The following is an 11,285-nucleotide window of genomic DNA, read 5'->3' as shown; positions in this document are numbered from 1 at the left end:
ATGAAACCTTCCAAACCTTGCAGGGGCTTTATGCCATCGGTTCCGGAGGCATTTTCGGAAGAGGGCTGGGAGAGAGTATTCAGAAGTTTATTATGCCCGAGTCCCAGAATGATATGATTTTCACCATCATTTGCGAAGAGCTGGGCTTTGTGGGTGGTCTGGGAGTGATGCTGGTCTACGCTCTTATTCTTTTTCGTCTCTATGAGATTGCGAAAAATGCCAGAGACCTTTTCGGTTCTTTGCTGGTTATCGGCGTAATGTCCCATATTGCATTGCAGGCGATTTTAAATATTGCGGTAGCGACAAACTCCATTCCCAACACCGGAATCACCCTCCCCTTTATCAGCTACGGAGGAACCTCCCTTGTGATTTTGCTGGCGGAAATCGGAATTTGCCTGAATGTTTCCTATCAGACTACTTTGGATGAGCCGATTCCTTCTGAAAAATAAGAATAGAAGAAAAATGTGTTTTTTCGGAAACTTAAGAAATAATAGGTGATTGCCGATGTATACTGTAGAAGTAAGGAAGCTTTGGGAGTGATAAGGGAAGATGAACAGAAGAAAAGAACAGAAACAATTAATACATTACGGACTGATTCTTTTTTTTCTTTTGCTACTTTTGCTGATAGTCAGTCTTCGTATTTCGGAAGTAAAAATTTTAGGGAATAAGCAGTACAGCGACAAAGAAATTAAGGCAATGCTCTTTCAGGATGAATGGGATGAGAAATCCGCCTATGCTTTTTTTAAAGAAAAGTTTCGTCCCCATAAGAGCCTTCCCTTTATTGAACGGTATGAAATGCGCTGGAAGAATCCCTGGAGCGTGGAAATTATCATCTATGAAAAAAATATGGTGGGCTATGTGCAATACATGTCCAGCAACTTTTATTTTGACGGAGACGGGGTAGTGGTGGAATCCACCAAGAAAAAAGCTCCAGGAATTCCGGAGGTAAAGGGCTTGAAATTTTCCTCCGTAAGTCTTTACAAGGCTCTTCCGGTGGAAAATAAGGGGGTCTTCCAGGATATTTTGAATCTCAGTGCCTCCCTGCAACAGGAAAAAATCAGCTGCGATTATATTGAATATAGCGGAACCCAGGCCATTATCCATGTGGGAGATATTCGGGTTCTCCTTGGGGGAAATGAGGATATGGAGCAGAAGGTGATGAGCTTAAAGGACATTCTGCCGGCTCTTTCCGGAAGGAAAGGAACCCTGGATTTAAGTGAGTTTAAAGGAAGAAAAGAAAAGGAAGCCTATATCTTTCGAGAAAATAAATAAACTTGTAGGAAGAATTGAACTTGCACTTTCTTTGAAATCTGTGTATCATCCTTAAGGAAAGTCTTTACAAAATACCGAAAATTCTTATAATGATATAGTTAGGATTAATGTGGAGAAGAGTCCGTTCCTAAAAGGAAAAAAGTCATAGATTGAAGGAGGAAGATATGCTGGAAATTAAGCTTCCCGAGTCCGAAGCGGCTGCGAAAATAATTGTTGTGGGAGTTGGTGGTGCCGGAAATAATGCGGTGAATCGCATGGTGGACGAGGGCATTGCCGGAGTAGAATTTATAGGGGTGAATACAGATAAGCAGGCTTTACAGTCCAGTAAGGCTTCTACAGCTATGACCATTGGTGAGAAATTAACTAAGGGATTGGGATGTGGAGGAAAGCCTGAAATCGGTACCAAGGCTGCTGAGGAAAGTGCAGAGGACATTACCGCTGCATTACAGGGCGCAGACATGGTTTTCGTTACCTGCGGAATGGGTGGCGGAACCGGAACCGGTGCAGCTCCTATCATTGCCAGAATTGCAAAGGATATGGGCATTCTTACCGTTGGTGTTGTAACCAAGCCCTTCCGCTTTGAAGCAAAGCAGAGAATGAAGAATGCCATGGAAGGTATTGACGCATTAAAGAATGCAGTAGATACCTTGATTGTAATCCCCAACGATCGTTTGTTGGAGATTGTGGAAAAGAAGACCTCTCTTCCCGAAGCTTTAAAGAAGGCTGACGAAGTATTACAGCAGTCCGTACAGGGAATTACCGACCTGATCAATGTACCCGGACTGATTAACTTGGACTTTGCAGATGTTTCTGCAGTTATGAAGGATAAGGGAATTGCCCATGTGGGTATCGGTAAGGCCAAGGGTGATGACAAGGCTATCGAGGCGGTAAAGATTGCGATTTCTTCTCCGCTTTTGGAGAGCACCATCGAGGGCGCTACCGATGTTATCATCAACATTTCCGGAGACATCAGCCTCATTGAGGCAAATGATGCGGCTTCCTATGTAGAAGAGTTGGTAGGCGAGAATGCCAACATTATCTTCGGTGCTATGTATGATGAGGATAGTCAGGATGAGGTATCCATTACCGTTATTGCTACCGGTATCAAGGAGAGAACCAAGACTGTAGAAACTGTTAGAACAGTCAATACACAGACTCCACAGCTTAATCCATCTGTTGCCAACAATACCGGAACAGGAAGCAATGCTACTCCCGGACTTCCTTCTTTCCTTAGCAATCAAAGACCTGTTGCTCCCGGACTTTCTCAAAGACCGGAGGTGCCTGTAGAGAACAGTCAGGCTAATCTTGGAGGATATACACCGACTCCGCAAGTCAATCTTTCCAGACCTGTAGAGAATACAGAAAGCCAAAGCAGCAGAGTTAGAACAGGAAGAGAAAACAACATCGATCTTCCGGATTTCCTTCGGAGAAGATAAAAGCGGAAAGCAGGCTATGTCCCCAGGGCATAGCCTTTTTTATCGTAATTGTAATAGTTATAAAATATCAATAGGAGAACCATGGCGAATTTAAGAGAAGAAATTGAAAAAAGAAGAACCTTTGCGATTATTTCCCACCCGGACGCAGGAAAAACTACCCTTACGGAGAAGTTTCTTCTCTATGGTGGTGCCATCAATCTGGCAGGAACGGTTAAGGGAAGAAAGTCCGCAAAACATGCGGTTTCCGACTGGATGGAGATTGAGAAGGAAAGAGGAATTTCCGTAACCTCCTCCGTGCTTCAGTTTAACTATGACGGAAAATGCATTAACATCTTGGATACCCCGGGGCACCAGGATTTCTCGGAGGATACCTATAGAACCTTGATGGCGGCAGACAGTGCGGTGATGGTCATTGACGGAGCAAAGGGTGTGGAGCCCCAGACCATTAAGCTCTTTAAGGTATGCGTTATGCGGCATATCCCCATTTTCACCTTCATCAATAAGTTTGATAGAGAGGCCAGAGACCCATACGCTCTTTTGGATGAAATTGAAGAGGTACTGGGAATCCGTACTTGTCCCATTAACTGGCCCATCGGTTGCGGCCATAATTTTAAGGGCGTGTATGACAGAGAAACGGAGCAGGTCAGTCTCTTCCACAGCAATGCGGGAGGAAAGAAGGCGGTAGAGAAGGAAGTTTTTGATTATAAGGATCCGGAGCTTCCCAATCATATTTCTGCAGAATACTTTGAAAAGCTGCAGGAGGACCTGGAGCTTTTGGACGGGGCTGCGGATGCCTTTGACGAGAAGAGAGTGGATGCGGGAGAGCTTACTCCGGTATTCTTCGGCTCCGCCTTAACCAACTTCGGTGTGGAGACCTTCTTACAGCATTTCCTGGCTATGACCAAGTCTCCCCTTCCCAGAAAGTCCGATCAGGGCATGATCGACCCGGTGGAGGAAGCATTTTCCGCCTTTGTCTTTAAGATTCAGGCCAATATGGATCCCAAGCATAGAGACAGAGTGGCCTTTATGCGTATCTGTTCCGGAGAGTTTGATGCAGGCATGGAGGTAAATCATATTCAGGGTGGAAGAAAGGTAAAGCTTTCTCAGCCTACCCAGATGATGGCGGATGAGCGAAAAATCGTGGAAAAGGCTTATGGTGGAGATATTATTGGCGTCTTCGATCCGGGAATCTTTTCCATTGGAGACACCCTGGAGCTTTCCAATAAAAAATTTGTTTATGAAGGAATTCCCACCTTCGCTCCGGAGCATTTTGCCAGAGTGCGGCAGATTGATACCATGAAGAGAAAGCAGTTCCTAAAGGGCGTTTCTCAGATTGCCCAGGAAGGTGCCATTCAGATTTTTCAGGAGTACAACTCCGGTATGGAGGAGATTATTGTAGGCGTTGTAGGCTCCCTGCAATTTGAAGTATTAACCTACCGTTTGAAAAACGAGTATAATGTAGAGGTGCGATTGGAAATGCTTCCCTATGAGCATATTCGCTGGATTGAAAATTATACGGAAATCGATGTTTCCGCCATTTCCGGAACCTCGGATATGAAGCTGGTAAAGGACTTAAAGGATAGACCTTTATTGCTTTTTGCCCATCCCTGGTCCATCGGCATGGTTTTGGATAGAAATGAAAATCTGAAGCTTAGCGAGTTCTCCAGAAATTAAACATAAAAGGAATAACAGGAATAGCAGGAATAACAAGATAATCAGTGCAATAGCCTTAAGGCGGAAAAGTATATTTAACAGTATAGAAGCACAAAGAAAGGAAGGACCTTATGGAAAAGAGCATCAAAACTTGGTTGGCAGAGCATGAAGAGGAATTTGTTAAGGACTTAGGCAGACTGATTGCCATTGATTCCGTTCAGGGAGAGACAAAGCCGGGAGCACCCTTCGGAGAAGGCCCCAAGAAGGCTTTAGAGGAGGCTATGTCCCTTTGTGAGGGCTATGGTTTTTCCGTAAACAATATGGAAAACTATGTGGGAACAGCGGATATGGATGCAAAGCTTCCCAGAAGTCTGGATATCTTGGCACACCTGGATGTGGTTCCTGCGGGAGAAGGCTGGGAGATTACCGAGCCCTTTAAAATGCTGGAAAAGGACGGAGTTGTCTACGGCCGCGGTGTCAGTGACGATAAGGGACCGATGCTTGCAGGACTTTATGCCATGCGTGCGGTAAAAGAACTGGGCTATCCCTTAAAGAAGGGCGTTCGTATGATTATGGGAACCAATGAAGAGACCGGTTCCAAGGATTTAGAGTATTACTATGCCCGGGAGAAGGCCGGAGAGATGAGCTTTACCCCGGATGCGGAGTTCCCCATTATTAACGTGGAAAAGGGACAGTTCAGAGGAACTATTTTCAAGAAGAGAGAGAAGGAGGAGAGCAGTCTTCTTTCCTTAAAGGCGGGAATTGCGGTAAATGCGGTACCCCAGAAGGCTGTACTTGTTTTCTCCGCATTGGGAGAGGATGAATTCCAAAGCGCCAAGCAGGTGGTGGAAGAGCAGTGTCAGGTAAAAATCAGTAAAAACGGCAATGAAGTTACGGTAATAGGAACCTCCGCCCATGCGGCAACCCCTTATCTTGGAAAAAATGCCGGTCTTGCGGCAGTGCTATTTGCCGCAAAGCTTCCGTCCATCGGAACACAGCTGAAGCAGGATTTAGAAAAGCTTACAGAGCTTTTCCCCTACGGAAAGACCGACGGCTCCGGCTTAGGCATCAAGATGGAGGATAAAGAAAGTAAGGATTTAACCTGTACCTTGGATATCTATGCCATTGACGGAGAGGAGCTTCGTTTTACCTATGATTCCCGTGTGCCTATCTGTGCTACGGAGGAGAATTGCGTAAATACCGCAAGGGCAAATGTAGAAGCCAAGGGCTTCCAATTTGAAACCAAGGGAATGATTCCTCCCCACTATGTACCCTCCGATTCCCCCTTTGTACAGAATCTTCTCTCTGTTTACGAGAAGGTAACCGGATTAAAGGGAGAGTGCCTGGCTATCGGTGGCGGTACCTATGTGCATGATGTGGAAAACGGCGTAGCCTTCGGAGCGGTTCTTCCGGATGTGGATACCAGAATGCACGGAGCTGACGAGTGGATTAAGGTAAAGGATCTGCTTTTGGCGGCAGAAATTTACGGAGAGGCAATTTTGGCGCTTTGCCAATAATCCGGCAAAGCACCGAGAATGTTATGGAAGATAAAATGACAGAAACTATTGTGAAGAATGAGGCTCTCTCTGAAGAGAACTATCCGGCGGATGCTTCCGGGGAAGAGCTGAAGAATGAAAATATTATAGAAATCAAAGGACTTGGCAAAACCTTTAAAACCGATGGTGAGGACTTTGTGGCACTGGATCAGATTGATTTGTCCATCCGGAGAGGAAGCATTCAGGGCATTATCGGACTTTCCGGTGCCGGAAAATCCACCTTGGTCCGTTGTATCAACTACTTGGAAAAGCCCAGTAGTGGACAGATTTATTTCCAGGGGCAGAGCCTGGGCTCCATGAAGCAAAGGGAAATTCTTGCCATGCGGCAGAACATGGGCATGATTTTCCAGCAGTTTAATCTTCTTGAGCAGAGAAATTTGTTGAAAAATGTCAGCTACCCCCTGGAAATTTCCCATAAAGGCGGTCCTATTTCCTACGTTAAGAAAAGGAAGGCAAGACTGGAGAGGGCGAAGGAGCTTTTGGCGATGGTGGGTTTAGAGGGAAGGGAGTACAGTCACCCTTCCCAGCTTTCCGGAGGACAGAAGCAAAGAGTAGCTATCGCCAGAGCCTTGGCGACAAAACCGGAGGTGTTGCTCTGTGATGAGGCGACCTCTGCCCTGGATCCTAAAACTACAGAGCAGATTCTGGAATTGCTGAAGAAGATCAATCGGGAGATGGGGGTGACCATTATTTTGATTACCCACCAGATGTCTGTGATTGAAGCCATTTGTGATGAGGTGGCCATTATCGATCACAGTCGGATTGCGGAAGCAGGCCCGGTGAAGGAGGTTTTCCGTTCCCCTAAGTCGGAAATCGGAAGAAAGCTGATTTTGGGAGAGGGAGAGAAGGAAACTCGATTCGGTACCGGAAAGCGCATTCGTTTGGTTTTTGACGGACGTTCCGCCCATGAGCCTGTAATTTCGGAAATGATTCTTTCCGCCAAAGCACCGGTGAATATTCTCTTTGCCAATACCAAAGATGTGGATAATATTGCCATGGGGCAGATGATTATAGAGCTGCCGGAGAATCCGGAGGATGAATTCCAGATTCTCAGCTTCCTAAAGGAAAGAGGAATTCTGTATGAGGAGGTGCATTCATGAGCATGAGTTTAAAGGAGCTTCTGGCACTTTTTTCCAAGGAGACATTGGCAACCTTATATATGGTAAGTATTTCCACTTTGATTTCCTATGCCATCGGTATCCCTTTGGGGGTGATTTTGGTGGTAACGGAGGAGGGCAGTATTGCACCGAATAAGATTATTCATGGGATTCTCGGATTTTTCACTAACATTTTCCGAACCATCCCCTTCCTGATTCTTTTGGTTATGGTGCTTCCCATCACTAAGGCTTTGGTGCATACGACGCTGGGACCTAAGGCGATTATTCCGCCTCTGGTAATTGCTTCCGCACCCTATATAGCCAGAATGGTGGAATCTTCCTTGAAAGAAGTGGACAGCGGAGTGATTGAAGCGGCGAAATCCATGGGATCCGACAGCTTTCAGATTATTTTTAAGGTTTTGCTTCCGGAGGCCAGACCCAGTCTCTATGTGGGGGCGGCAATTTGTATGACCTCTATCCTTTCTTATTCCGCTATGGCGGGCTTTGTAGGGGGTGGCGGTTTGGGAGCCATTGCCTTAAACTATGGTTACTATCGTTACCAGACGGATATGATGCTGATTGCAGTGGTGGTGCTGGTGGTTATTGTTCAGCTGGTACAGGAATTCTGGATGAGACTGGCGAAGTACAGCGATAAAAGAGGAAAGCTGAATTAAGATATTCAGGCAAATGGGCAGTCTTTGTTAAAGTCGGCAGATAAGCTTTACGAAAATTTTATAAAATTGAATTAAATTCGGAGTTCTTGCTTTTTTCTATTTTTTCTTATACCATAGGGGAGTTGAAAAGGACTTTTCAACAGGGAGCACACCCGAGGAATGGAGTAGAAGAACATTTTCCGAAGGGAAGGTAAGAATTCTCCCTAAGGGGAGAGAAAAGAGGAGTTTTATGAAAAAGAAAATTGGAGTGCTTGTGGCATCCCTTGCTTTGGCTTTCGGGCTGGTAGCATGCGGAGGACAGAAGGCGGAAACTAAGGCGGAGAGTGAGAAGCAGACTGAGGCAGCTTCTGAAAAGGCTTCCGAGAAGGCCGGAGAAACAGAAAAGGCTACAGAGAAGGCTGAAGCGGGAGAGACCGTAAAGATTAAGATCGGTGCTACACCCAGCCCCCATGCAGAGATTTTAGAGGCTGCAAAGGATGCTTTAAAGAAGAAGGGCGTGGAAATCGAAATCGTTACCTACAATGATTATGTACAGCCAAACCTGGCAACAGATCAGGGGGAAATCGATGCCAACTACTTCCAGCATCTTCCTTACTTAGAGGAGTTTAATAAGGAAAAGAATACCAAGGTTGTTTCCGTAGGAAAGATTCACTACGAGCCATTCGGTATCTATGCAGGACAGTCCAAGGACTTAAAGGAAATCAAGGACGGCGCTAAGATTGCAGTTCCCAACGATACCACCAATGAGGCAAGAGCACTGTTACTGCTTCAGGACAACGGCATCATTAAGTTAAAGGATGGAGCAGGTCTTACCGCAACCAAGCAGGATGTGGTAGAGAATCCTCACAACATCGAGTTATATGAAGTAGAGGCTGCACAGATTCCTCGTTCTCTGGATTCCGTAGACTTTGCTTGCATGAACGGAAACTTTGCACTTCAGGCAAACCTTAAGCCATCTGACGCTTTGGTTGTGGAGAAGGCTGATTCCGAGGCTGCACAGACTTACGCAAACATCATTGCCGTAGCAGAGAAGAATAAGGATGCTGAATGGGCAAAGACTCTTGTGGAAGTATTACAGTCCAAGGAAATTCAGGACTTTATCAACAAGAAGTATGATGGCGGAGTAGTACCTATTCAGTAAAAATAAAGTGAACATGGGACTGTGAAAAAGCGGAAAGGGGGATCCCGACTTCCCTTTTTCATAGTCCCATTTTGATTAGCAGAAGGGATTGTTGTATATGAAAAATAAAGACATGAGAAGGGTGGCAAGAAAACTTTGGAGGGAAAATTGGTTTACGATTTTTCTTTCTTATATTGCGGGATTATTGGGCTTTGTTCTTTTGACCATGCTCTTTTCTTCTCTCCTTAACCCTTTCATCCTCTTTACCGGAGATTTTTCTTTGGGAGAGCTAAGGAGAGGAATCGGTCTTAGCCTTACGGGAATCCTTTTTGCTTTATATGTTTTTGTGTGTATTTTTTACTTTATTGTATTGGGATTCTCTTTTCGAAAAATGTTGCTGGAGATGTCCAGGGGAGAAAAGAAGGTGAATGCCGCTATGATTTTTTACGGCTTTCATCCCAATTCCTTCCCTCTGTTGGGAAGAATGCTGGGCTTTAGTATCTTGGCTTTTCTCTTTTCCACGGTGATTTCCTTAGGGCAGGAAGCAATAGATTACTTCTTGGGAGAAGGACTCATTTACTGGTCCTATTACGGAGTAAGCTTTGCGGTTTTAATCTTCTTCTCCCTTTTCTTTGATATGACCTTCTTTACCGTCTGGGATGGAGAGGGAAATAGCCTTTGGCAGAATATGAAAAAAAGTGTTGCGGTAATGAAGGGCCAGAAGTTCTCTTATTTCCGTCAAATCCTGTATTTTTCTTTGGTAACTTCCGTTGCCGGATTTATTGCGGTAATGTGGTCCTTTATTCTAAAATCTCCGGCTTTACCCATTTTTGTGTTGTTTTTGTATTTATCCATTTATCTGATTCCTTACTTGGGCTTTGTGCAGGCTTTAATTTACCGAAAGGGAGCAGGGGATTTTTCAACGATAAGCGCTACGAACAGAGACGCCTATCAGAGACATGAAGAGCCTGTGGTTTCCGAACAGCAGCCCTCAACGGTTGAAGCGGCTCCTACAGAACAGTCCTCAATAGTCGAAGGAGCTTCTACAGAACAGTCCGCAACAGTTGAAGGAGCTCCTGCAGAACAGTCCGCAACAGCCGAAGGAGCTTCTACAGAACAGTCCTCAATAGTCGAAGGAGCTTCTACAGAACAGTCTGCAACAGTCGAAGGAGCTTCTACAGAACAGCCTAAGGAGAATGAAGGAGGCTTCTCTGTGGTTATCTCCGAGGATCAGGAAGAGCGAAACTTGGCAGGTGTAGAGGAGACCGCCGGAGAAGGGGTGGAAGCTACAGAGACGAAGCCAGAGACTGCCGGGGCAGGAACGGAAGAAGTGGAAGCAAAGCAGGAGACCACCACCGAGAATAAGCCGGAAAGCGATGGGGAAAGCAAGCCGGAAGCCGATGCAGAATGCAAGCAGGATCCCAATCATAAAATGAGTTTTGAAGAAGCCAGAAGACAGTATACCGACTATGAGAAATAAGGAGGAAGTATGAAGTGCCCCTTTTGTAACGCGGAGGATACCCGAGTCATTGACTCCCGTCCGGCTGATGATAATACGGCCATCCGCAGAAGAAGACAATGTGAGGTTTGCGGAAAGCGTTTTACCACCTTCGAGAAGACGGAAACCCTTCCCTTTATGGTGGTGAAAAAGGACGAAAGTCGTGTGCCCTATGACCGTTCCAAGCTGGAAGGGGGAATTCTTCGCTCCTGTCATAAGCGTCCCATTTCTCCCAAGCAAATCTCCGCCTTGGTGGATGAGATTGAAAGTGTAATTTTTCATCAGGAGAGTAAAGAGGTCAGCACCGATACCATCGGGGAAATGGTGATGGAAAGGTTGAAAAACCTGGATCAGGTGGCCTATGTGCGTTTTGCTTCTGTCTACAGAGAATTTAAAGATATCAACACCTTTATGGAGGAAATCGGAAAGCTTCTCGGAGGAGGTTTAAAGGCGGAGGGCAAAGAACTTGAAAAATAAGACATTTGCCCTGTTTCCCTGCTTTTCCATCTCTTCCATATACAGTTTAGACTTTAAAAAGCTCTATCAGAAGGGCTATCGAGCCTTGCTCTTTGATATTGATAATACATTGGTGCTGCATGATGAGCCTGCCAGAGAAGAAACGGTTACTTTGTTTCAACGGATGAAGGCTGCCGGTTTCAAAACCGCGGTGCTTTCCAATAACGGAGTAGAAAGAGTGGGGGCATTTCAAGACAGGGTTCATGCGGATCTGGTCATTCCCAATGCGGGAAAGCCGAAAGCGAAAGCGTACTTACAGGCAGTGGAGCAGTTTGGGATTGCAAAGGAGCAGGCGCTTTTTTTCGGTGACCAGTTGTTTACGGATATCTTGGGCGGAAATCGTGCGGAGGTAGCTACTGTACTGGTAAAGCCTATGGGGAAGGAAAAGTATTTTCACATTCTTCTTAAAAGAATTTTGGAAAAACCCTTTCTTTTAGCCTATCAAAGGAAACATGCTCTCTTT

11 protein-coding genes are annotated in these 11,285 nt (G+C 45.5%); all 11 read left to right on the top strand.

The annotated features are described in order from the left end of the window. Positions 1 to 449, top strand: a 449-nt coding sequence (locus ACO4PX_RS05045) for an FtsW/RodA/SpoVE family cell cycle protein (RefSeq protein WP_485571796.1), incomplete at its 5' end; no start/stop codon positions are given. A gap of 100 nt (positions 450 to 549) precedes the next feature. After that, complete coding sequence (locus ACO4PX_RS05040) at positions 550 to 1,272, top strand: cell division protein FtsQ/DivIB (protein ID WP_485571794.1); 723 nt, start codon at positions 550 to 552, stop codon at positions 1,270 to 1,272. Between the two features lie 164 nt (positions 1,273 to 1,436). Beyond that, positions 1,437 to 2,708, top strand: coding sequence for a cell division protein FtsZ (ftsZ, locus tag ACO4PX_RS05035; protein WP_455009283.1), 1,272 nt, complete (start codon positions 1,437 to 1,439; stop codon positions 2,706 to 2,708). Positions 2,709 to 2,789: 81 nt separating this feature from the next. Continuing rightward, on the top strand, positions 2,790 to 4,382 hold the full coding sequence (locus ACO4PX_RS05030; RefSeq protein ID WP_314670752.1) for a peptide chain release factor 3: 1,593 nt from the start codon (positions 2,790 to 2,792) through the stop codon (positions 4,380 to 4,382). A 110-nt stretch (positions 4,383 to 4,492) separates the two neighbouring features. Beyond that, entirely contained in the window at positions 4,493 to 5,878 is a 1,386-nt protein-coding gene (locus tag ACO4PX_RS05025) for a Sapep family Mn(2+)-dependent dipeptidase (protein ID WP_485571792.1), read from the top strand. 35 nt (positions 5,879 to 5,913) lie between these two features. Continuing rightward, positions 5,914 to 7,017 (top strand): methionine ABC transporter ATP-binding protein, encoded by a 1,104-nt coding sequence (locus ACO4PX_RS05020; protein WP_485571790.1) that lies wholly within the window; start codon positions 5,914 to 5,916, stop codon positions 7,015 to 7,017. 2 nt (positions 7,018 to 7,019) lie between these two features. Continuing rightward, complete coding sequence (locus ACO4PX_RS05015) at positions 7,020 to 7,688, top strand: methionine ABC transporter permease (protein WP_040649557.1); 669 nt, start codon at positions 7,020 to 7,022, stop codon at positions 7,686 to 7,688. A gap of 229 nt (positions 7,689 to 7,917) precedes the next feature. Then, positions 7,918 to 8,829 carry a MetQ/NlpA family ABC transporter substrate-binding protein gene (locus ACO4PX_RS05010; protein WP_315369118.1) on the top strand — a complete coding sequence of 304 codons (912 nt, stop codon included), beginning with the start codon at positions 7,918 to 7,920 and terminating at the stop codon, positions 8,827 to 8,829. 97 nt (positions 8,830 to 8,926) lie between these two features. Beyond that, a complete protein-coding gene (locus tag ACO4PX_RS05005; RefSeq protein WP_485571788.1) occupies positions 8,927 to 10,288 on the top strand; it encodes a hypothetical protein in 1,362 nt (453 codons plus the stop codon). Between the two features lie 9 nt (positions 10,289 to 10,297). Then, entirely contained in the window at positions 10,298 to 10,783 is a 486-nt protein-coding gene (gene nrdR, locus ACO4PX_RS05000; RefSeq protein ID WP_314999157.1) for a transcriptional regulator NrdR, read from the top strand. After that, positions 10,773 to 11,285 (top strand): YqeG family HAD IIIA-type phosphatase (locus tag ACO4PX_RS04995; protein ID WP_485571786.1); only part of this gene is annotated, 513 nt, incomplete at its 3' end. The genes nrdR and ACO4PX_RS04995, both read left to right, overlap by 11 nt.

The sequence above is a fragment of the Oribacterium sp. genome, assembly GCF_057249185.1.
The sequence above is the reverse complement of the archived record's forward strand: the minus strand, read 5'-3'. Positions and strand labels throughout refer to the sequence as shown.

What these genes read in the sequence shown, in the direction of transcription:
- ACO4PX_RS05030 (WP_314670752.1), top strand. Translation starts at nt 2,790, where the DNA reads ATGGCGAATTTAAGAGAAGAAATTGAAAAAAGAAGAACCTTTGCGATT.
- ACO4PX_RS05010 (WP_315369118.1), top strand. Translation starts at nt 7,918, where the DNA reads ATGAAAAAGAAAATTGGAGTGCTTGTGGCATCCCTTGCTTTGGCTTTC.
- ACO4PX_RS05020 (WP_485571790.1), top strand. Translation starts at nt 5,914, where the DNA reads ATGACAGAAACTATTGTGAAGAATGAGGCTCTCTCTGAAGAGAACTAT.
- ACO4PX_RS05015 (WP_040649557.1), top strand. Translation starts at nt 7,020, where the DNA reads ATGAGTTTAAAGGAGCTTCTGGCACTTTTTTCCAAGGAGACATTGGCA.
- ACO4PX_RS05025 (WP_485571792.1), top strand. Translation starts at nt 4,493, where the DNA reads ATGGAAAAGAGCATCAAAACTTGGTTGGCAGAGCATGAAGAGGAATTT.
- nrdR (WP_314999157.1), top strand. Translation starts at nt 10,298, where the DNA reads ATGAAGTGCCCCTTTTGTAACGCGGAGGATACCCGAGTCATTGACTCC.
- ACO4PX_RS05005 (WP_485571788.1), top strand. Translation starts at nt 8,927, where the DNA reads ATGAAAAATAAAGACATGAGAAGGGTGGCAAGAAAACTTTGGAGGGAA.
- ACO4PX_RS05040 (WP_485571794.1), top strand. Translation starts at nt 550, where the DNA reads ATGAACAGAAGAAAAGAACAGAAACAATTAATACATTACGGACTGATT.
- ftsZ (WP_455009283.1), top strand. Translation starts at nt 1,437, where the DNA reads ATGCTGGAAATTAAGCTTCCCGAGTCCGAAGCGGCTGCGAAAATAATT.